The following is a 20,977-nucleotide window of genomic DNA, read 5'->3' as shown; positions in this document are numbered from 1 at the left end:
GGGGCGGGACGCCCCGGGATCAGGCCGGACGGGATGGCGCGCAGCATCATCGCACAACGCAGGATAAGTGGGGCGCGCGCCTGCCGCAAGCGCCGATGTTGCCGACCCAGGCGGCCAGGGGCAGTCTGGCGGCAACGAAAGCAGGAGGAAGCCGATGCTGCGCCGGATTGCCCTCGCGCTCCTTGCGGGGCTCATTGCCACGCCCGCCCTGGCCCAGGACTGGGCGCCGGACCGCCCGGTGCGCATCATCCTCCCCTTCCCGCCAGGGGGTTCGACCGACCTCGTGGCGCGGATCCTCGTGGACCGGATCAGCCGCGGCGCGCCCCATCCCTGGGTGGTCGAGAACCGCTCGGGCGCCAACGGCAACATTGGCATGGAGGCCGCCGCGCGCAGCGCGCCGGACGGCTACACCCTCGGCGCCTGCACCATCGGCAACTGCGCCATCAACGCCGCCATCTATCGGCGCATGCCCTACGACATCGAGCGCGACCTCGTGCCGGTGTTCTGGAGCGGCAGCGTGATGAACGTCGTCGCCGTGCATCCCTCCGTGCCCGCCACGACGCTGCCGGAGTTCATCGCCTGGGCGCGGGCGAACCAGGGGCGGATCAACTACGGGTCCTCGGGCTTCGGCTCCTCCAACCACCTCACGCCCGAACTGCTCAATGGACGGCTCGGCCTCGGCCTCGTGCACGTGCCCTTCCGCGGGGGCGCGCCGGCGCTGCAGGCGCTGCTCGCCAACCAGGTGCAGGTGATGATCGAGAACATCCCGACCAAGATCCAGGCGATCCGCGCCGGTCAGATCCGCGCCATCGCCGTCACCGGGCGGGAGCGCGACCCCGCCCTGCCCGACATCCCGACCTTCGAGGAGGCGGGCGTGCCGGGGATCGTGGTCGAGCCCTGGTTCGGCTACATGGCGCCTCGCGGCACGCCGGCGCATGTGGTCGCCGGGCTCAATCGCGCCCTCAACGCGGCGATCGCGGACCCCGAGGTGCAGCAGCGCCTGCGCGGCCTCGGCGTGCGGCCCGAAGGCGGAACGCCGGAGCGCTTCGGCGAGCATGTCCGCAGCGAGATCGCGCGCTGGCGCGAGGTGGTCGAACGCAACAACATTGAGCGGCTCGACTGAGCATTGGGCCGCGGCGCGACCAGCGCGCCGCCACCCGTCAGCCCGCCGGCGGGTGGGTGGCCCACCAGTGCCGCGCGATATCGGCGCGGCGGCAGACCCACACATCCTTCTCCCGCGCGACGCGCGCGAGGAAACGCTGCAGCGCCGCCGCGCGGCCCGGGCGTCCGACAAGCCGGCAATGCAGCCCGACCGACATCATCTTCGGCGCGCCCGCCCGGCCCTCGGCCAGCAGCACCTCGAAGGCATCCGTCAGATGCCGTTCCCAGCCGCCCGGATCGCCGAAGCCCGGCGGCACCGCGTACTTCATGTCGTTGTTGTCGAGCGTGTAGGGAATGACGAGGTGAGGCCTGCCAGCCGCAGTGACGTAGTGCGGCAGGTCGTCGTCATAGGCGTCCGAGTCGTAGAGGAAGCCGCCATGTTCGGCGACGAGCCGCCGCGTGTTGGGGCTGATCCGCCCCGTGTACCAGCCGACGGGGCGCTGGCCGCACAGGCGCTCGATGGTCTCGACGCAACGGGCGATCTCGGCGCGCTCCGTTGCCTCGTCCACCGCGTGGTAGTCGATCCAGCGCCAGCCATGGGAGGCGACCTCATGCCCCGCCGCGGCGAAGGCCCGCGCGGCCTCCGGGTTCAACTCGAGCGCCCGGCCGACGGCATAGATCGTGAGCGGCAAGCCATGCGCCGCGAAGGCGCGCAGCACGCGCCAGACGCCGGCGCGCGCGCCATAGTCGAACTGCGATTCCACCGTCCGGTTCCGCTCGCCGAGCACGGGTGAACCCCCGGGCACCTCATGCAGGTAGAGCTCGCTGCCCGCATCGCCGTTCAGCACCGTGTTCTCGCCGCCCTCCTCGTAGTTCAGCACGAAGGAGAGGGCGAGCCTGGCGCCGCCTGGCCAGCGGGGGTCGGGCGGTGTCGGGCCGTAACCCAGGAAGTCGCGCGGGTAGTCCGTCCCGGCGGCGAGGAGATGAGGCGTGTCCGGCATCCTGGCCTTCGCTTCCGAATGGGGAAGCCAATCATGCCAGCCTCGCAGCCTCGCGTGAAAGCCCGTCCCCGTGCCTGCCAGCGGGCAGGCTGGCCGGCGGGCGGCGTATCCTGCGTGCATCCGACGCGCCTCGGCACACCGGGCGCGGCAGACTGCCGGTAGCCACCGCGGTCGGCCTGCGCCGGGACGGCGTTGGGGGTACGCATGCGAAGGGCGCCGGAGGTTGCCCCCGGCGCCCCGCCAAGCCGCCCGCGCGGGCAGGATCAGTTGCGCGTCTTGTCCACGAGCTGGTTCTTCTTGATCCAGGGCATCATGGCGCGGAGCTTCTCGCCGACCTGCTCGATCGGGTGCTCAGCGAGGCGGCGGCGCGTCGCCTTGAAGGAGGCCTGGTTCACCTTGTTCTCGAGCATCCAGTCGCGCGCGAAGCGACCGGACTGGATGTCCTCCAGCACCTTCTTCATCTCGGCCTTGGTCGCCGGGGTGATGATGCGCGGGCCGGTCACGTATTCGCCGTATTCGGCCGTGTTGGAGATCGAGTAGTTCATGTTGGCGATGCCGCCCTCGTAGATCAGGTCCACGATGAGCTTCACCTCGTGCAGGCACTCGAAATACGCCATCTCGGGGGCGTAGCCTGCCTCGACCAGCGTTTCGTAGCCGGCCTTGATGAGTTCCACGAGGCCGCCGCAGAGCACGACCTGCTCGCCGAAGAGGTCGGTCTCGCACTCCTCCTTGAACGTAGTCTCGATGATGCCCGAACGCCCGCCGCCGATCGCCGAGGCGTAGGACAGCGCGATCTCGAGCGCATTGCCCGAGGGGTTCTGATGCACCGCGACCAGGCAGGGCACGCCGCCGCCCTTCTGGTACTCGCCGCGCACCGTGTGGCCCGGGCCCTTCGGCGCGATCATGAAGACGTCGATGTCCGGGCGCGGCTCGATCAGGTTGAAGTGGACATTCAGGCCATGGGCGAAGGCGATCGCGGCGCCCGGCTTCATGTTGGCGTGAAGGTGCTCGCGGTAGAGGTCGCCCTGCAGCTCGTCGGGCGTCAGCACCATCACCACATCCGCCCACTTCGCGGCATCGGCCGGCGTCATCACCTGGAAGCCGGCCGCCTCGGCCTTCTTCCAGGAGCCGCCCGGACGCAGGCCGATCACCACCTCCTTCACGCCCGAATCCCGCATGTTCATCGCATGCGCGTGGCCCTGGCTGCCGAAGCCGATGACCGCGACCTTCTTCGCCTTGATCAGATTCACGTCCGCATCGCGGTCGTAGTAAACGCGCATGGCAGCGCTCTCCCTCTTCCTACGGGTCTCTCGCAATATTCAGTTCAGGCCGCGCGGCCCGCGCGCGATCGCTACCGCGCCCGTGCGCGACACCTCCGCCAGCCCGATCGGGCGCATCAACGCGCAGAAGGCGTCGATCTTCTCCGCCGCGCCCGTCATCTCGAACACGAAGGATTCGGTCGTCGCATCCACCACGCGCGCGCGGAAGGCATCCGCGAGGCGCAGCGCCTCCACGCGATGCTCCCCCTTCCCCACAACCTTGATCAGCGCCAGTTCGCGCGTCAGATGCGGGCCTTCCATCGTGAGGTCCGACACCTTGTGCACCGGCACAAGGCGGTCGAGCTGGGCCTTGATCTGCTCGATCACCATCTCCGTGCCGGAGGTGACGATGGTGATGCGCGAGATGCGCCCGGTCTCGTCCACCGGCGCCACGGTCAGGCTGTCGATGTTGTAGCCGCGGCCGCTGAACAGGCCGATCACCCGGGCCAGCACGCCGGCCTCGTTCTCCACCAGCACGGCGATGGTCGCCGCGCGCTGCGCGTTTCCGTTCTCCGACATGTCGCGCGCCTCAGACCAGGACCTTGCCTTCGTCGGTGACGCCGGCGACGCCGCCCTCCTGCTCGGGCCCGAGGATCATCTCGTTGTGCGCGGCGCCGGAGGGGATCATGGGGAAGCAGTTCTCGTCCTTGGCCACGCAGATATCGGCGATGACCGGCTTGTCCACCGCGATCATCTCGCGGATCACGCGATCGAGGTCGTCGGCCGTCTCGGCCCGCATGCCGACGGCGTGGAAGCTCTCGGCGAGCTTCACGAAATCGGGCAGCGCGGCGGAATAGGACTCGCTGTAGCGCCCGCCATGCAGCAGCTCCTGCCACTGGCGGACCATGCCCATGTACTCGTTGTTCAGGATGAACACCTTCACCGGCAGGCGATACTGCGCGAGCGTGCCCATCTCCTGGATGTTCATCAGGATCGAGGCCTCGCCGGCAATGTCGATCACCAGCGCATCGGGATGCGCGATCTGCACGCCCATCGCCGCCGGCAGGCCATAGCCCATGGTGCCGAGCCCGCCGCTCGTCATCCAGCGGTTCGGCTTGTCGAAGCCGAAATACTGCGCGGCCCACATCTGGTGCTGGCCGACCTCGGTGGTGATGAAGGTCTCGCGGCCAAGCTCGCGCGTGATCTCATAGAGACGCTTCACCGCATGCTGCGGCTTGATGATGCGCCCTTCCTGGCGATAGCGCAGGCAGTCCTTGGACCGCCATTCGTCGATCTGCCGCCACCAGGCGGCGAGCGCCGGCTTGTCCTGGGCCGTTCCGTCCGCCTTCCACTCGGCGATCAGCGCGGCGAGCACCTCTCCCGCATCGCCGACGATCGGCACCTCGACCGGGACGTTCTTGTTGATCGAGGACGGGTCGATATCGGCGTGGATCTTGCGCGAGTTCGGCGAGAAGGCATTGAGGCGCCCCGTCACCCGGTCATCGAAGCGCGCGCCGATATTCAGCATGACATCGCAGCCATGCATGGCAAGGTTCGCCTCGTAGGTGCCGTGCATGCCGAGCATGCCGAGGAAGAGCGGATCCTGCGCCGGGAAGGCACCGAGGCCCATCAGCGTGTTCGTGCAGGGAAAGCCCGTCATGCGGACGAACTCGCCCAGCAGGCGCGAGGCTTCGGGGCCCGAATTGATGACGCCGCCGCCGGCATAGACGATCGGCTTGCGCGCCGCCTTCAGCAGCCGCACCGCCTTGCGGATCTGCTCGGCATCGGGCTTGGTCTGCGGGCGGTAGGAGCGGTGCTCGGTCTGCGGCGGCTCGGTGTAGGGCGCCTTGTTGATCAGGATGTCCTTGGGCAGGTCGATCACCACCGGCCCGGGGCGGCCGGACCGCGCGACATAGAACGCCTCGTGGACCACGCGCGCGAGGTCGGACGACTTCTTGACCAGGTAGTTGTGCTTGGTCGCGGGCCGCGTGATGCCGGTGGTATCCGCCTCCTGGAAGGCGTCGTTGCCGATCAGGTGGGTCGGCACCTGCCCGGTCAGGCAGACGACGGGGATGGAATCCATCAGCGCATCCACGAGGCCGGTCACCGCATTGGTCGCCCCGGGGCCCGAGGTGACCAGCACGCAGCCCACCTTGCCGGTGGAACGCGCGTAGCCCTCGGCCGCATGCACCGCGGCCTGCTCGTGGCGCACCAGGATGTGGCGGATGGCGTTCTGCTGGAACAGCGCGTCGTAGATCGGCAAAACCGCGCCGCCCGGATAGCCGAAGATGACCTCGACGCCGTTGTCCTTGAGCGCGCGCAGGACGACCTCCGCGCCCGACATCGTCTGGGCGTCGGCGGTGCTGGCGGGCTTGGTGGCGGCGGACATCGGGTCTCTCTTTCCTGGCAAGGGCCTGAACGGGGCACCCGCCGCGAGGGACTCCCCCGCGGCGAGGGCGCTCCCTTAGACCCGCTGCTGCACCGCGTCAACGCATCTGATCAACAAGTGTGAAGACCTCGCCCAGGATTCTTTCCGAAAATTGCGCCTGATGCGCGAATCGCGCATGGATCGTATGCATGCGGGTCGCAGCGGCCAGGGGATGGTGCCGGAACCAGGTCGCCTGCCGCTTGGTGTACTGCCCGGTGTTCAGGATCGCCCGGCGCGAGGCCGCCTCGAGGCTGATTTCTCCGGCGAGGTGCGCCAGGAGCTCCGGCACGCCATGGGCGCGCATCGCCGGCAGGGCGGGGTCGAGGCCCTGCGCCGCCAGCGCCCGCACCTCCTCGATTGCCCCGGCCGCGAGCATCGCCTGCCAGCGCGCCGCGATCGCCGCCCGCAGCGCATCGCGCGGCGGATCGAGCAGGATGGCCGCGAAGCGCCAGGGCGCGGGGCCGGTGCCACCCTGGGCCTGCCACGCCGATAGGCCCTGCCCGGTGCCCCGCCAGACCTCCCACGCGCGCGCGATGCGCTGGCTGTCGCTGGGCCGCAGCCGCTGCGCCGTGTCCGGGTCGTGCTCGGCGAGCCGCGCATGCAGCGCCGCCGGCCCCTCCTGCGTGAGCAGGCGCCGCGCCTCCTCCCGCGCCGCCTGCGGAATGGGGGGAATGTCGGACAGCCCTTGGGTGAGCGCGGCGAAGTAGAGGCCCGTCCCGCCGCAGAGCACCGGCAGCCGGCCTGCCGCGCGGGCCGCGGCCATCTCGCCCAGCGCCTCGCCACGCCACCAGGCGACGCTCGCGGCTTCCGCCGCCGGCCGGACGCCATAGAGGCGGTGCGGCACGCGCGCCTCCTCCTCCGGCGCCGGACGCGCGGTGATGATCCGCAGTTCGCGATAGATCTGCATGCTGTCGGCGTTGATGACCGTGCCGCCGACGCGTTCGGCGATGGCGAGAGCCAGCGCCGACTTGCCGCTCGCCGTGGGACCGGCGACGAGCAGGGCGGGCGGTTGATCCCGGCTCATGGCGCGGGCATACCCCGGCGCGCATGGACCATGTGCTGACCCTGGTCGCCCCGCGGGGCGGCCTCACGCTCGCGAGCCTGCACGCGGTGCGCGATGCGCTCGCCGCCCTCGGCGCGACCACCGGCACCGCGGAGTGGCTGGCCCCGGAGGAAGCGGCCGACCTGCCCTTCGCCCGCCTCGCGGCCGAGCAGGCGGATGCCGCGGCCCGCGCGGCGCTGCCCGGCGCGGCGATCGACGTGATCGCGCAACGCTCGGCCGGCCGGCGCAAGCGCCTGCTGATCGCCGACATGGACAGCACCATCGTCACCACCGAGACGCTGGACGAACTCGCGGCCCAGGCCGGCATCAAGGACCGCATCGCCGCCATCACCAGGCGCGCGATGAACGGCGAACTGGATTTCGAAGGCGCACTGCGCGAGCGCGTCGGCATGCTCGCCGGCCTGCCGGTCGAGGCGATGCAGCGCACCTGGGAGGAGACGGAACTGATGCCCGGCGCGCGCGAACTGGTCGCGACCATGCGCGCGCATGGCGCGCGCTGCGCCCTCGTCTCGGGTGGCTTCACCTTCTTCACCGGGCGCGTCGCCGCGCTGGTCGGGTTCCACGAGCACCACTCCAACACGCTCCTCGAGGCCGATGGCCGCCTCACCGGCCATGTCGCCGAGCCGATCCTCGGGCGCAATGCGAAACTCGCCACGCTGAAGCGCCTCGCCGCCGAGGAAGGCATCGGCCTCGACGCCACGCTGGCGGTGGGCGACGGCGCCAACGACCTCGACATGATCAAGGCGGCGGGGCTCGGCGTGGCCTTCCGCGCCAAGCCGGTGGTCGCCGCGGCGGCGCGGGCGCGGGTGGACCATGCCGACCTGCGGGCGCTTCTCTTCGCGCAGGGCTACCGCGCGGACGAGTTCGCCGCCTGCTGAACCCGCCAGCCCGGCGCCAGAACCCAGCGGTCGTTGAAGCGGCCGAGCAGGTCGCGCTCGGGGTCCATCCCGGCGCGCGCGCGCGCCAGCGCGGCCTCGTCGCCCAGCACATAGAAGGTCCGCGGCTCGTGCGCGCCGCGTTCGAGCAGCGCGGCGACGCGGGCGTTCAGCGCCTCCACCGCGCGAGGGTCGAGCCGCGCCAGATAGACCGCATCCGTCTGCAGCCGGAGCGTGGCGGCATAGACCGCCACCTCCTCCCAGTTCGGCGCCTGCATCCCGGTCGGCACCACCCGCACGGCATCGTAGCGCCGCGCGGCTTCGAGCCAGAAGGGGTCGGACAGGCGCAGCGGCACGGTCGGCGGCTGGACGATGAAATAGTGATGCAGCCGGGCGAAGCCGGGCCGCAGGTCCACCACCTGCAGCGCCAGCGCGCCCGCGAGGACGAAACCCGCGCGCCGCCCGCCGAGGTGCCGCACCAGCGCCGCCGCCGCGCCGAACAGCGCGGCGTAGAGCACCGGCCAGAAGAAGCGCTCCGAGGCGCGCAGCGCATCCGCCTTGGCCACCAGCCAATCGGGCAGGGGCAGCACCTCGAACTCGCGCCCGCCGATCGCCACGCGATGCGTCACCGCGAGCAGCAGAAGTCCGGCGAGGATCAGCAGCAACGCCCAGTGGCGGCGCAAGCCGCCCCGCGGGCCGAGCATCCATGCCAGCGCGCCGAGCGCGAGCACCACCAGCGCGCCGAGACCGGGATAGGAATTCCCGGCCTCGAGATGATCCGCCGTCGCGATGTCGGGCAGGATCGCGCCCCAATAGCCGGGGTCGAAGGGTGCCAGGAGGTCGAGCTGCATCTTCCCGTAGCCGCCCCAGGTCCCGCCGAAGCCGCCGCCGAGCAGGAAGAACCCGGCAGCCCAGAGCCCGGCGATCCCGGCACCCGGCACGAGCAGCGCCTCCGCCGCGATCCGCCAGCCGCCGCGCCGCGCCGGCTCGGCCACGCGCGCCAGCCAGTCCGCCGCCCACAGTGCGCCAACCATCGGCAGCAGATAGGCCTGGATCATCGCCGCGGCGGCCATCAGCGCGCCCCAGGCGAACACCCGCCGCCCGCCCTCCCCGGGTGTCACGCAGAGCCAGAGCCCGATCAGCAGCAGGAACTGGCCGCCGAGGGCGAAATGCCCGCCGAGGCGCCCGAGCAGCAGCGGCTGCATCACGAACAACCCGGCCACGGCGAGCCGGGCGAGCGAATCCCGCGTCGCCAGCCCCATCAGGCGCCACGCAAGCGCCGCCTGCAGCGCGCCGCAGGCGTAGATCCACATGCCCCAGTATTGTGAGACCTCGGCCAGGGGCCGCAGCGCCTTGAAGGCGAAGGCCAGGAGGGGAATGGAATCCGAGTAGAAGATCGAGGACGCCAGTTCCATGCCCCAGCCCGGATTGGCCCCGGGGGGCCAGCGCCAGGAATCCCGCGCGAAGGCGGTCCAGCCCAGCCAGTACTGGACCGGATCAGGGCCTATCCGACCGGAGAGCATCCAGCCGGTATCGCCCGGCGGCAGGATGAAGGCGCCGAAGGCCACATGGATCACGAAGAGCCCGAGAGCCGCCGCGGCCAGCGTGCCGGCGACCTCGGCCATGCGCGGCGAGGCCTGCATCCGGCTCACCGCGTGTGCGCCGCGCCCGGCCGCCGCGCGCCGCGCTGAACGCACCGCGCAAGCCGCACGGTAACGACGCGGCGGCCCAAGCCGCCGGGAGTGGCCCGCGCTTGCGTCAGCCCGGCGCCCCGCGCTCGCCGCGCAGGCGCAGCGGCACGAAGCGCTGCCCGCCGGCCCCTTCGACCGCGAGCAGCGCGACACCGCGGTTCTGCTGTCGGAGCCGCGCGATCCGCTCCTGCACCTCGGCCGGCGTCGTCACGCGCTCCTGCTGGACCTCGACGATCACGTCGCCCGGGCGCAGTTCGCGCTCGGCCGCCGGGCTGTCCGGGGCGACCTCGACGATCACCACGCCGCGCTGATCGGGGCGGAGATTGAAGCGCTGCCGCAGCTCCTCCGTGATGGCCATGACGCGGAGCCCGAGCCCGGCAAGCTCGACCGGCCGCTCCGGCTGGGCCGGCTGCTGCGGCGCCGCGGCCTGCGCCTGGTCCGCCGGCAGTTCGCCGAGCGTGACGGTGATCGTCTCCTCCTTCCCGTCGCGCCAGACGACCACCGGCACCTGGGCGCCGACCAGGTTGTCGGCGACGATGCGCGGCAGGCTCCGCATCTCGCGCACCTCGACGCCGTTGAAGCGAAGGATGATGTCGCCGTTGCGGATGCCGGCGGCGGCCGCGGGCCCGCCCTCCTGCGCCCGCGCGACGAGGGCGCCGCGCGCCCCGCCAGGCAGCCGGAGCGCCTCGGCGATCTCGTCCGTGACCTGCTGGATGTTCACCCCGAGCCAGCCGCGCCGCACGCGCCCGCCGTCGCGCAACTGGGCGACGATGCGCTGCGCGAGGTTGGAGGGAATGGCGAATCCGATGCCGATCGAGCCGCCGGTGGGCGAGTAGATCGCCGTGTTGATGCCGATCACCTGCCCCGCCATGTTGAACAGCGGGCCGCCGGAATTGCCGCGGTTGATCGCCGCGTCGGTCTGGATGAAGTCGTCATAGAGGCCCTGGCGGATGTCGCGGCCGCGGGCCGAGACGATGCCCGCCGTGACCGAGCCGCCAAGCCCGAAGGGGTTGCCGATGGCGATCACCCAGTCGCCGACCTCGGCCTCGTCGGAATTGCCCCAGGGGACGGCGGTCAGCGGCCGGTCGGTGCGGATGCGCAGCACGGCGATGTCGGTGCGTGGGTCGGCGCCGACCAGCTCCGCGCGGATCGTCGTGTTGTCCGCGAGGATCACGTTGATCTCGTCGGCCCCGTCGATGACGTGGTTGTTGGTGACGACGATGCCCTGCTGGGCGTCGATGATGAAGCCCGAACCGAGGGACTGCGGACGCCGCTGCGGGCGCTGCGGCTGCTGCTGGGGCGCGCCTTCCTGGCCCGGGCGGTTGCGATTGAAGAAGTCGCGGAAGAACTCCTCGAAAGGGCTGCCGGGCGGGGCCTGCGGGATGTCGGGCGCGTCGGGCCGGCCGGCGCGCGGCCGCACCGCCTGGGTCGTCGAGATGTTCACCACCGCAGGCAGCAATTGCCGCGCGAGGGGCGCGAAGGATTCCGGCGCGCGCTGGGCCACCGCGGCGGGGGCGAGCGGCAGGGCGGCCATGGCGGCGGCAAGGGCAAGGACGGCAAGGCGCATCGTGGGCAACCTCATGCGAGGGTTCCGGACGGGGAGCGACACCGCATGTGGCGCCATCCGCCGGGGAAGGAAGGCGCCATCATGCGACGAAACGGCGCCGGGGGCATCAGCCGCCTTGCAGCAGCCAGGCGAGGCCGACGCCGATGACGGCCGCGGCCAGGCCGCCCATCCGCAGCCCCTGGTCGGGCGTGGCGGCCAGGGCGAGGAGCGCGCGGCGCATGGTCGCCGGCGCGATGGCATAGGCCAGTCCCTCCAGGGCGAGGACGACCGCCACGCCCTGGAGCAATCCGCCGAGCGTCACTGCGCCGGCGCAGACATCGCCGCCGGGGCCGGGGCCGAGCCCGAGCCGTTGCGGCCGGTGCTGTCGCGCAGGAAGCGGAAGAACTCGGAGTCGGGTGTCATGACCATCCGTGCATTGCCGTCCGCGAAGGCCTCGCGATAGGCCTGCATCGAGCGCCAGAACTGGAAGAACTCGACATCGCGGCTGAAGGCCTCGGCGACGATGCGGATCGCCTCCTGCTCGCCCTGGCCACGCAGCACGTCGGCCTGCGCCTGGGCTTCGGCGAGCAGCACGGCGCGCTCGCGCTCGGCGCCGGCGCGCACGCGCTGCGCCACCTCGGCACCTTCGGCGCGGGCCTCGCGCGCCACGCGCTCGCGCTCGGACTGCATGCGCTGGAGGATGGCGTTGGTGTTCTCCTCCGGCAGGTCGGCACGGCGGATGCGCACATCCACCACCTCAATGCCGAACTGCCTCGCCTCCGCGTTCACCTGGCGCTGGATCTCGCCCATGATGCGGGAGCGATCGGTGGAGAGCACGGACAGCAACGGCTCGTTGCCGAGCACGCGGCGCAGCGAGGACGACACGATCGAGTTCAGGCGGGCCCTGATGCCGCCTTCGGTCGCGCCGACAGTCTGGTAGAAGACCAGCGGGTCGATGATGCTGTAGCGCGTGAAGCTGTCCACGATCAGCCGCCGCTGGTCGCCCAGGATGACCTCCTCGCCCGGCGCGTCGAAGTCGAGCAGCCGCCGGTCGAAGGCAATCACCGTCTGGATGAACGGAATCTTGGCATGCAGGCCGGGCTCGCGGATCACGCGGATCGGCTGGCCGAACTGCGTGATCAGCACCTGCTGGGTCTGGTGCACCGTGAACAGCGTCGAGGCCGCGGTCACCAGGATCACGCCCAGCGCCGCGAGGAGAATGACGGAGCGGTTCATCGCGGCACCCCCTGCGTGCGGCTCTGGACGACGCCCTGCGCCTGCGGCATGGCGGGCAAGGGCGGCGGCCTCGTTGACGGGATTGCGCCGGGCGGCTGGGGCCGCGGGACCGCGGCACCTTCGCCCAGCGGCAGGAAGGGCACAATGCCCTGGAGCCGATCGTCCACGATGACCATCGGGTTGCGGCGCAGGATTTCCTCCATCGTCTCGAGGTACATGCGGCGGATCGTGACGTCCTGCGCGGTCTGGTAGGCGGTGAGGACCGAGAGGAAGCGCGCGGCCTCGCCTCGCGCGCGGGCGATCTGGCTTTCGCGCACGCCCTGCGCCTCCTGCACCAGCCGCTCGGCCTCGCCGCGCGCGCGGGGGATGATGTCGTTTCGGAAGGATTCCGCCTCGTTGCGCAGGCGCTCGCGGTCGGCATTGGCGCGCTGCACGTCGCGGAAGGCGTCGATCACCTGCGCGGGCGGATCAACCTTCTGGAGCTGGACCTGCACGATCTCCACCCCGGCGCGATACTGATCCATGATCGCCTGGGTGCCGCGGCGCACCTCCTGCTCGATCTGCGCGCGCGCCTCGGTCAGCGCGGGCTGGATGGGCGTGCGGCCGATCACCTCGCGCATCACGGATTCTGCGGCGGACTTCACCGTGCTTTCCGGGTTGCGCGTGTTGAACAGGAACTCCCCCGCATCGCGGATGCGCCAGAACACGGCCACGTCGATGTCGATGATATTCTCGTCGCCGGTGAGCATCAGGCTCTCGGCCAGCACGTCCCGCGCGGGCTGGATCCGCCCGCCCATGGTCGGCGCCTCCTGCGCGCCGATGAAGCCGATGTCCACGCGGTTGATGCGTGTGACGCGCGGCGTGGTCACGCTCTCGACCGGCCAGGGGATGTGGTAGTTCAGGCCCGGCGGCGCGGTGCGGTCGAAGGCGCCGAAGCGCATCACCACGCCCTGCTCGTCCGGCTGCACGCGGTAGAAGCCCGAGGCCGCCCACACCGCGACCAGCACAAGGCCGAGCAGCGCGAAGCCCTTGCCGCCGCCGCGCGGCAGGTAGCGGCGCACCGCCTCCTGCGCCTGGCGGATCATATCGTCGAGGTCGGGACCCCGGCCACCAGGCCCGCCCGCACCGCCGCCGGGCGGGGGCGGAGAGCCCCATGGCCCGCCCGGACGGGGATTGCCCCAGGGAGAGTTCCCGCCGCTGTTGTTCCAGGGCATTCGACCGACGGCCTCCGTTCGAACCGATGACGCACTCGACAACCTGCCCGGCGCCGACCATGGGGGATGCATGGAAAGCGGCGCCCGACCATATGGACGCCGGTCAGGCGCCGGGTTAGCCGCCTGTTGGAACGGTGAACCTCGCCCGGCAAGGGCGATATTGTCCAGAGACGAGGGCTTTTCAAGCAATGGCTGACGGTCTTGCGGAGGCGGTGACCGCCGCTCTCCGGGCGGTGAAGGACCCGGCGACGGGCATGGATGTGGTCGCCTCGGGCATGGTCCAGGGCCTCGCGACGCGGGACGGTCACGTGCAGTTCTCGCTCGTGGTGCCGCGCGAGCGCGCGGCCGAGATGGAACCGCTGCGCGCCGCCGCGCAGAAGGCCGCTGCGGCGGTGCCCGGCGTGCTGAGCGCCACGGCCGTGCTCACGGCGCACCGCCCCGCCGCGCCTGCGCCCGCCACGCCGCGGCAGGCGGCGCGCGCCCCCTCCGGCCAGGGCCCGATGCTGCTGCCCGAGGTCGGGGCCATCGTCGCCGTCGCCTCCGGCAAGGGCGGCGTCGGCAAGTCCACCACGGCGGTCAACCTCGCCGTCGCGCTCGCCGCGCAGGGGCTCAAGGTCGGGCTGCTGGATGCCGACATCTACGGCCCTTCGCTTCCCCAGATGCTGGGCACGCGCGAACGCCCCCGCGCGACGGGGCAGCGCATCACGCCGCTCTCGCGCTGGGGGCTGAAGGCGATGTCCATCGGCTTCCTGGTGGACGAGGAGACGCCGATGATCTGGCGCGGCCCGATGGTCATGGGCGCGCTCGAGCAGATGATGGGCCAGGTCGAGTGGGGCGCCCTCGACATCATGATCGTGGACATGCCGCCGGGCACGGGCGATGCGCAGCTGACCATGTCGCAGCGCGTGCCGCTCGCGGGGGCGGTGATCGTCTCCACCCCGCAGGATGTCGCGCTGCTCGATGCCCGCCGCGGCGTGCGGATGTTCGAAAAGGTGAACGTCCCCGTCCTCGGCGTGATCGAGAACATGTCCTTCTTCTGCTGCCCGAACTGCGGGCACCGGGCCGAACTCTTCGGCCATGGCGGCGCGCGGCGGGAGGCCGAGCGCCTCGGCGTCGAGTTCCTCGGCGAACTGCCCCTCAAGCTCGCCATCCGCGAACTCGCTGACGCCGGCACGCCGATCGTCACCGCGCAGCCGGACAGCGAGGAGGCGGCGGCCTATCGCCGCATCGCCGCCCGCGTGTGGGAGAAGGCACGCGCGCCGGCCGGCGCCGGGCCCGCGATCATCGAGGACTGAGGGCGCGCGGAGGCGGGGGGGAAGAATCCCGCCGCGCCCTGCGTTCCGATCCGGGGCAGCCCCGCTGCGGGCCAACCGGGATGGATGCCATGTCGCCGCTTCGCGTTCTCGTCGCGCCTTCGGGCTACAAGGAATGCCTCCATGCCGCGGAGGTCGCGGCGGCGATCGTCACGGGCCTGCGCCGCGCCTGCCCCGAAGCCGTCATCGCCAGCCGGCCCCTGGTGGATGGCGGGGAGGGCTTCGCGCGCAGCCTCGCGCTCGCCAGCGGCGGCCGCGTGGAGCCTGTCACCGTTCCTGGCCCGCTCGGCCCGCCGGTCGAGGCGCATATCGGATGGCTCGGCGGCGGCGCGTCGCGCACCGCGGTGATCGAGATGGCCGCGGCGGCCGGGCTGCGCCTCGTCCCGCCCGCCGAGCGCGACCCGCTGCGCACCTCGACGCGCGGCGTCGGCGTGCTGATCCGCCTCGCACTCGACCGGGGCGCCGAACGCATCCTGGTCGGGTGCGGGGACAGCGGCACCAACGATGCCGGGGCCGGGATGGCGCAGGCGCTCGGGTTCCGGTTCCTCGACGACGCCGGGCGGGAACTGCCGCCGGGCGGCGGCGCGCTCGCGCGCCTCGCGCGGATCGACGCCTCGGCGCGTGATTCGCGTCTCGCGGGGCTTGAGGTTGAGGTCGCCTGCAACACCCATGTGCTGCTGGCCGGACCGCGGGGCGTCGCGCGCCGCTACGCTCCCCAGAAGGGCGCTGGGCCGGCCGGGGTGGCCCTCCTGGAGCGCGGCCTCGAGACCTTCGCCGCCGTCGCGGCGCGGGATCTCGGCGTGCGGGGGCTCACGAGTCTGCCCGGCGGCGGGGCATCCGGCGGGCTCGGCGCGGGGCTGCATGCCCTGCTCGGCGCGCGCCTGCGCCCCTGGCAGGAGGTCGCGCTCACCGCCTGCGGCCTCGACCGGGCACTCGCGGAGACGGATCTCGTGGTCACGGCGGAAGGCGGCGTGGACGGCCAGACGCCGGACGGGAAGGTGCCCGGCGTCGTCGCCGCCCGTGCGCGCGCGCAGGGCGTGCCGGTGATCGCCCTCGCCGGCACGATCGGCGCGGATGTCGGCACCGTCCATGCGGCCGGGATCGATGCCGTATTCGGCACGCTCGGCCGCGCCGTGCCGTTGCCCGAGGCGATGGCGCGCGCGCCGGAGGACATCGCGCGCGCCGCGGAACAGGCGCTGCGTGGCGTGCTGGTGGGCCTCGCGATGGCGCGGCGACGGCACTGATACCAGCGGGCGAACGGTTTGACCTTTCGCCCGCTGGTATGGCGCGCGGGGCTGGTGGGGCGGCCGCGCGCGGAACCAGATCCCGATACCCTGCGGAGAAAGGGCGATCCTTTGTCCGCAGGGCATGAAGCGCATCCGGCCCCGCCTCAGCGGCGCATCGTCATCCGCCCGACGACGAAGCCGAAGGCGAAGGTGCCGAGCAGGATCGCCCCGGCATCGCCGAGCAGCGCATGGGCCAGCGGCAGCCCGACCAGCAGGGCGAGGGTGAAGCCGCCGATGAAGAGCCATCGGCGCGCGCCCGGGCCGAACCGGACCCAGCCCCTGGACACCTTGCGGCTGCGCGCGGGCTTGGGCGCCTTTGCCGCGGCCCGCCCGCTCATGGCCGTGGAAGGGCGGCGCCGGCCGCCCCGGTCAGGGCGTCGAAGGCCGGCTCCGTCCGCAGCGCCATGCCGGTGCGGAAGGGATTCCCCGGATGCTGCCCCGCGCCGCGCCGTCGCGGGCCACGACGAAGCGCGCCAACGCCGCCGGCGCGGTGCCCGGCCGGTCTCGGGCGGCCGGCGACGGCCAGGCAAAGGGGGATCGCGGCGCGGCGATCAGCCTGCATCGCGGCCCAGCATCTCCATCAGCTCGCGCCACTCGCGCCTGGACAGGCCCGACCCCTCCTGCGCGACCGGCTCGCCGGCCAGCATGCGCTTCACGATGCCCATCATCTGCGCGGAGAGGGTCACGGCGCCGAGCCGGTAGTCGCGGAAGGCCTCGAAGGCCATGGGCACCCAGGCCCTGACCGTCTCCATCATCGCCTCGGCATAGGCGCGGATCTCGTACTGGGCGTGCGCGTCCGCGCGCAGGGAGAGGAAGTGCAGGAGGTTGTGCAGGTCCGTCTTCCAGTACCACTGCGTGTAGGCGTTGAGGGTGAGGTTCATGCGCGCCAGTTCCCGCGCCAGCCCCTGCCGGGACGGGTCGCGGGGCGTGCCGTCCTCCTCCTCGTTCAGCATCTCGAGGTAGTGGTCGTAGTTGCGCGCCGCGTCCTCGCGCAGCAGGTCGAGCACGCGCGCGGCCTCGGGCCCGTCCAGGATGTCCCCCCGGCCCTGGCGGTTCACCGCCGATTGCGCCGCGAGGTGCTCCGGCGCGGGGATGTAGAACTCGCGGTCGAGGATCGAATAGCGCGCCGAATACTCGTTCACGTTCGCCGTGCGGTGGCGGATCCACTGCCGCGCCACGAAGATCGGCAGCTTCACATGGTACTTGATCTCGCACATCTCGAAGGGCGTGGAGTGGCGGTGGCGCATGAGGTAGCGGATCAGCCCGCGATCCTCGTTCGCCGCGCGCGTGCCGCGCCCGTAGGAGACGCGCGCCGCCTGCACGATGGCGGCATCGTCGCCCATGTAGTCCACCACCCGGACGAAGCCGTGGTCGAGCACCGGCATCGCCTCGAACAGCAGCGCCTCGAGCGCGGCCACCGTCGGCCGGCGCGTGCGCCCCTCGGCGGCGCGCGCGGCCGCGATCTCGTCCTGCTGTTCGGCGGTCAGCGCCATGCGATGTCCCTCGATCCGACTCGCCCCCCCTCGATTCGGCTGGGCGCATCGCCTATATTGCCGGTGCCACCTCGGTGGCTATGGCGATAAACGGCGCATGGAATAAGCGTTGCGGACCCGGGGGCGGTACCCGGCGCCTCCACCATCACCCGCCTTGTCAGCGGCCGATGGGGGCGAAACAGGCTCGACGCGCGCGGTAAAGATGCGCCTTTTGCCCGGCATGGTACCGCCGTCATCGGACCAAATCACAAGTGCCAACGACAACAGCCGCGAGGCTGTGGCGCTCGCTGCCTAACCATAGGTAAGCGCGGTCCGGGGGGCACCGGGCAACAGAAGCCCCCCACTTCGCTTGGCACGCCCGCCCCTCCTGCCCTATGTGGCCCCGCATGAGCGACGACGCCGCCCCGCCCGAGAGCCTCCTGCCCTACGAAGCCTGGGCCGAGGAGGCGCTGCGCGAGGTCGCGATCCGCGCGCTGGAGCATGCGGCGGCCCATGGGCTGCCGGGCGAGCACCACTACTACCTCACCTTCCGCACCGATCATCCCGGATCGGGCGTGCCCGGCCATCTCAAGGCGCGCTATCCGCAGGAGATCACCATCGTCCTGCAGCACCAGTTCGAGGACCTGCGGGTGGACCGTGCGGCCGCGCGCTTCGAGGTCACGCTGTTCTTCGGCGGGGTTCCGGCGCGCCTGGTCGTGCCCTTCGGCGCGCTGACCATGTTCCATGACCCGCATGTCCGCTTCGGCCTGCGCTTCCCGGCGCAGGGGCTCGACCGGCCGGTCTTCGACGACGCGCCGGCGGAGGACGCCGCCCCACAAGCCGCGGGCGAGGCGCCCGCCGCTCCGGCCCAGGTCGTCAGCCTCGACGCCTTCCGGCGCAAGCCCGCCAAGGACGCCTGACGCCGGTTCGCGCCGGCTGGTGAGGGCGGCGTTTCGGCGCCCACGCAGGCTTGGGGCGTCCGCGCCGGCCTGGCTCGGTTGGCGCGCCCCGGCAGCCTGCGCTAGATGCCTCCCCGCGCGCGCCATTCCGCGCGCCCGGAGAATGCGCATGACCCCGCCCCTCGACGCCGCCGCGCCCGCCCGCCCCGAGGGCTTCCTCTATTCGCCGATGTTCCCGCTCGCCGCGGACACGACTCCCTACCGCAGGCTCGACATCGGCGGCGTGTCGAGCATCGAGGTGGATGGCCGGCGCGTGCTGCGCGTCAGGCCCGAGGCGCTGACGGAACTCACCTTCCAGGCCTGCCGCGACGTCTCGCACCTGCTGCGCCCGGGCCACCTGCAGCAGCTCGCGAACATCCTCAAGGACCCCGAGGCGAGCGCGAACGACCGCTTCGTCGCGCTCGACCTGCTCAAGAACGCGAACATCGCGGCGGGCGGCGTGCTGCCCATGTGCCAGGACACCGGCAACGCCATCGTCTTCGGCAAGAAGGGCCAGCGCGTCTGGGTCGAGGGCGACGAGGAGGAGGCGATCGCCTGCGGCGTCGCGCGCACCTACACCGAGACGAACCTGCGCTACTCCATGATGGCGCCGATCGGCATGTTCGAGGAGGTGAACACCGGCACCAACATGCCGGTGGAGTTCTCCATCATGGCCGCCCCCGGCGAGGACCACGCCGACGAGATGCACCTGATGTACATCCTCAAGGGCGGCGGATCGGCGAACAAGACCTTCCTCTACCAGCAGACGCGGGCGGTGCTGAACAAGCCGAAGCTGCTCGCCTTCCTCGAGGAGAAGATCAAGACGCTCGGCACCTCAGCCTGCCCGCCCTATCACCTCGCCATCGTGATCGGCGGCACCTCGGCCGAGATGAACCTCAAGACCGTCAAGCTCGCCTCCACCCGCTGGCTCGACGGGCTGCCCACGAAGGGCAGCAAGGCCGGCCACGCCATCCGCGACCCGGAGCTGGAGGCCGAGATCCACAAGCTGACGCAGAATCTCGGCATCGGCGCGCAGTTCGGGGGCAAGTATTTCTGCCACGACGTGCGGGTGATCCGCCTCGCGCGTCATGGCGCTTCCCTGCCGATCGGGATCGGCGTCTCCTGCTCGGCCGACCGGCAGATCAAGGCGAAGATCACCGCCGAAGGCGTGTTCCTTGAGGAGCTGGAGCGCGACCCCGCGCAGTACCTGCCCGAGCACACCGAGGACATCCTTGGCGGCGAGGTCGTGAAGATCGACCTCAACCGGCCCATGAGCGAGATCCGCGCCGAACTCTCGAAGCACCCGGTCAAGACGCGCGTCTCGCTCACCGGAACCATGGTGGTGGCGCGCGACATCGCGCACGCCAAGCTGCAGGAACGGCTCGACCGCGGCGAGGGCCTGCCGCAATACATGAAGGACCATCCGGTCTATTACGCCGGCCCGGCCAAGACGCCGGCGGGCTATGCCACGGGCTCCTTCGGCCCGACCACGGCGGGGCGGATGGATTCCTACGTCGAGGCCTTCCAGGCCGCCGGCGGCTCCTTCGTGATGCTCGCCAAGGGCAACCGGTCCAAGGCCGTGCTGAACGCCTGCCGGAAATATGGTGGGTTCTACCTCGGCTCGGTGGGCGGTCCCGCGGCACGCCTCGCGCGGGACTGCATCAGGAAGGTCGAGGTGCTGGAATACCCGGAACTGGGCATGGAGGCGGTATGGCGGATCGAGGTCGAGGACTTCCCCGCCTTCATCGTCATCGACGACAAGGGCAACGACTTCTACGAAGGCCTGGAATGAGCGACCGCCGCCTGCCAGCGCGCTACCTCCTCCCGGTCACGGGCTTCATCCTCTCGGGGATCATGACCGTGATCATCTCGGGCATCTCGACCGTGATGGCGCTCGGCTTCTCGCGCATGGCGCTCGGCGCCTGGCCTATCGCCTGGATCAGCTCCTGGATCATCGCCTTCCCCACGGTGCTCGTGGTGCTGCCGATCGTGCGGCGTCTCGTCGCGCGCATCGTGGCCCCGGCGTGAGGCCCGCCACCGCATGAGGACCGCGCCATGACCGACCGCCGCCGCATTTCCTCGGGTTCGAAGTTCGAGGAGGAGATCGGCTATTCCCGCGCCGTGGTCATCGGCGACGACATCTGGGTCTCCGGGACCACCGGCTACGACTACGCGAGCATGACGATCGCGCCCGATGTCGTGGCGCAGTGTGACCAGGCCTTCCGCAACATCGCCGCGGCGCTGGAACAGGCCGGCGCGACGCTGGACGACGTGGTGCGCGTGCTGTTCATCGTGCCCCGGCGCGAGGACTGGGAACCCTGCTGGCCGGTGGTGAAGCGGTATCTCGGCCGCGCGAAGCCCGCCTCGACCCTGATCCATGCCGGGCTGCAGACCGATGCCATGCGCATCGAGATCGAGGTGACGGCCCGCCGCGCGCCACGCGCATGAAGCGTCTGTAACCTTCGCGCGAACATTTCGTTACCCTCAGCAGCACCACTGCCCCCTTCCCGCCCCGCTGCCGGGGCAGGGTCGCCCCGGATCGCGCGGCCCCGCC

Annotated in this window: 20 protein-coding genes and 1 other RNA gene; 9 read left to right on the top strand and 12 right to left on the bottom strand. The window is 71.5% G+C overall.

The annotated features are described in order from the left end of the window. Positions 1–154 precede the first annotated feature (154 nt). A complete protein-coding gene (locus FHS88_RS05765; protein WP_184482197.1) occupies positions 155–1,123 on the top strand; it encodes a Bug family tripartite tricarboxylate transporter substrate binding protein in 969 nt (322 codons plus the stop codon). A gap of 37 nt (positions 1,124–1,160) precedes the next feature. On the opposite strand, the gene puuE is transcribed toward FHS88_RS05765, so the two are convergent. From puuE to miaA, 5 genes are all read right to left on the bottom strand, one after another. After that, on the bottom strand, positions 1,161–2,102 hold the full coding sequence (gene puuE, locus FHS88_RS05760) for an allantoinase PuuE (RefSeq protein ID WP_184482195.1): 942 nt from the start codon (positions 2,100–2,102) through the stop codon (positions 1,161–1,163). 263 nt (positions 2,103–2,365) lie between these two features. Further along, a complete protein-coding gene (gene ilvC / locus FHS88_RS05755) occupies positions 2,366–3,382 on the bottom strand; it encodes a ketol-acid reductoisomerase (RefSeq protein WP_184482193.1) in 1,017 nt (338 codons plus the stop codon). 39 nt (positions 3,383–3,421) lie between these two features. Continuing rightward, positions 3,422–3,940, bottom strand: coding sequence for an acetolactate synthase small subunit (gene ilvN, locus FHS88_RS05750; protein WP_184482191.1), 519 nt, complete (start codon positions 3,938–3,940; stop codon positions 3,422–3,424). Positions 3,941–3,950: 10 nt separating this feature from the next. After that, on the bottom strand, positions 3,951–5,750 hold the full coding sequence (locus FHS88_RS05745) for an acetolactate synthase 3 large subunit (protein WP_184482189.1): 1,800 nt from the start codon (positions 5,748–5,750) through the stop codon (positions 3,951–3,953). Positions 5,751–5,847: 97 nt separating this feature from the next. After that, entirely contained in the window at positions 5,848–6,813 is a 966-nt protein-coding gene (gene miaA / locus FHS88_RS05740) for a tRNA (adenosine(37)-N6)-dimethylallyltransferase MiaA (RefSeq protein WP_184482188.1), read from the bottom strand. Between the two features lie 23 nt (positions 6,814–6,836). On the opposite strand from miaA, the gene serB reads away from it, so the two are divergent. After that, positions 6,837–7,730, top strand: a complete 894-nt coding sequence (serB, locus tag FHS88_RS05735) for a phosphoserine phosphatase SerB (RefSeq protein WP_184482186.1) — start codon at positions 6,837–6,839, stop codon at positions 7,728–7,730. Here the strand turns inward: serB and FHS88_RS05730 are convergent. The 5 genes from FHS88_RS05730 to hflK all read right to left on the bottom strand — a co-directional run bounded on the left by FHS88_RS05730 (position 7,700) and on the right by hflK (position 13,285). Continuing rightward, a complete protein-coding gene (locus FHS88_RS05730; RefSeq protein WP_184482184.1) occupies positions 7,700–9,352 on the bottom strand; it encodes a DUF6311 domain-containing protein in 1,653 nt (550 codons plus the stop codon). The two genes, serB and FHS88_RS05730, sit on opposite strands and share 31 nt — an antisense overlap. A gap of 133 nt (positions 9,353–9,485) precedes the next feature. Next, positions 9,486–11,000 carry a DegQ family serine endoprotease gene (locus FHS88_RS05725; RefSeq protein ID WP_246419482.1) on the bottom strand — a complete coding sequence of 505 codons (1,515 nt, stop codon included), beginning with the start codon at positions 10,998–11,000 and terminating at the stop codon, positions 9,486–9,488. Between the two features lie 91 nt (positions 11,001–11,091). After that, positions 11,092–11,259 (bottom strand): DUF2065 domain-containing protein, encoded by a 168-nt coding sequence (locus FHS88_RS05720; protein WP_338146424.1) that lies wholly within the window; start codon positions 11,257–11,259, stop codon positions 11,092–11,094. A 23-nt stretch (positions 11,260–11,282) separates the two neighbouring features. Then, on the bottom strand, positions 11,283–12,200 hold the full coding sequence (gene hflC / locus FHS88_RS05715; RefSeq protein ID WP_184482180.1) for a protease modulator HflC: 918 nt from the start codon (positions 12,198–12,200) through the stop codon (positions 11,283–11,285). Then, positions 12,197–13,285, bottom strand: a complete 1,089-nt coding sequence (gene hflK, locus FHS88_RS05710; protein WP_338146423.1) for an FtsH protease activity modulator HflK — start codon at positions 13,283–13,285, stop codon at positions 12,197–12,199. Before hflK ends, hflC begins: the two co-directional genes overlap by 4 nt. A 317-nt stretch (positions 13,286–13,602) precedes the next feature. Between hflK and FHS88_RS05705 the strand changes: the two genes are divergently transcribed. Both FHS88_RS05705 and FHS88_RS05700 read left to right on the top strand, forming a co-directional pair. Beyond that, positions 13,603–14,709 (top strand): Mrp/NBP35 family ATP-binding protein, encoded by a 1,107-nt coding sequence (locus FHS88_RS05705; protein ID WP_184482176.1) that lies wholly within the window; start codon positions 13,603–13,605, stop codon positions 14,707–14,709. Between the two features lie 89 nt (positions 14,710–14,798). Beyond that, positions 14,799–15,971 (top strand): glycerate kinase family protein, encoded by a 1,173-nt coding sequence (locus FHS88_RS05700; protein ID WP_211842223.1) that lies wholly within the window; start codon positions 14,799–14,801, stop codon positions 15,969–15,971. 146 nt (positions 15,972–16,117) lie between these two features. Here FHS88_RS05700 and FHS88_RS05695 read toward each other — a convergent pair whose 3' ends face one another. Then, the gene (locus tag FHS88_RS05695) at positions 16,118–16,351 is read right to left on the bottom strand and encodes a hypothetical protein (protein WP_184482173.1); all 234 of its coding nucleotides are present in this window, start codon (positions 16,349–16,351) and stop codon (positions 16,118–16,120) included. Between the two features lie 213 nt (positions 16,352–16,564). Further along, positions 16,565–17,506 (bottom strand): FAD-dependent thymidylate synthase, encoded by a 942-nt coding sequence (thyX, locus tag FHS88_RS05690; RefSeq protein ID WP_184482171.1) that lies wholly within the window; start codon positions 17,504–17,506, stop codon positions 16,565–16,567. 26 nt (positions 17,507–17,532) lie between these two features. On the opposite strand from thyX, the gene ssrA reads away from it, so the two are divergent. The 5 genes from ssrA to FHS88_RS05665 all read left to right on the top strand — a co-directional run bounded on the left by ssrA (position 17,533) and on the right by FHS88_RS05665 (position 20,871). After that, positions 17,533–17,851, top strand: a transfer-messenger RNA (tmRNA) gene (gene ssrA / locus FHS88_RS05685). A gap of 41 nt (positions 17,852–17,892) precedes the next feature. After that, on the top strand, positions 17,893–18,405 hold the full coding sequence (locus FHS88_RS05680) for an SspB family protein (RefSeq protein WP_184482169.1): 513 nt from the start codon (positions 17,893–17,895) through the stop codon (positions 18,403–18,405). A 142-nt stretch (positions 18,406–18,547) separates the two neighbouring features. Then, positions 18,548–20,215, top strand: coding sequence for a fumarate hydratase (locus tag FHS88_RS05675; RefSeq protein WP_408902336.1), 1,668 nt, complete (start codon positions 18,548–18,550; stop codon positions 20,213–20,215). Further along, positions 20,212–20,451, top strand: coding sequence for a DUF2798 domain-containing protein (locus FHS88_RS05670; protein WP_184482167.1), 240 nt, complete (start codon positions 20,212–20,214; stop codon positions 20,449–20,451). The genes FHS88_RS05675 and FHS88_RS05670 overlap by 4 nt, the downstream gene beginning before the upstream one ends. A gap of 27 nt (positions 20,452–20,478) precedes the next feature. Continuing rightward, on the top strand, positions 20,479–20,871 hold the full coding sequence (locus FHS88_RS05665; protein WP_184482165.1) for a RidA family protein: 393 nt from the start codon (positions 20,479–20,481) through the stop codon (positions 20,869–20,871). The last annotated feature ends 106 nt before the right edge of the window (positions 20,872–20,977 follow it).

The sequence above is a fragment of the Neoroseomonas alkaliterrae genome, from assembly GCF_014199195.1.
Lineage (GTDB): Bacteria > Pseudomonadota > Alphaproteobacteria > Acetobacterales > Acetobacteraceae > Neoroseomonas > Neoroseomonas alkaliterrae.
Note: the sequence above shows the minus strand (reverse complement) of the source record. Positions and strands in the feature narration are given on the sequence as shown.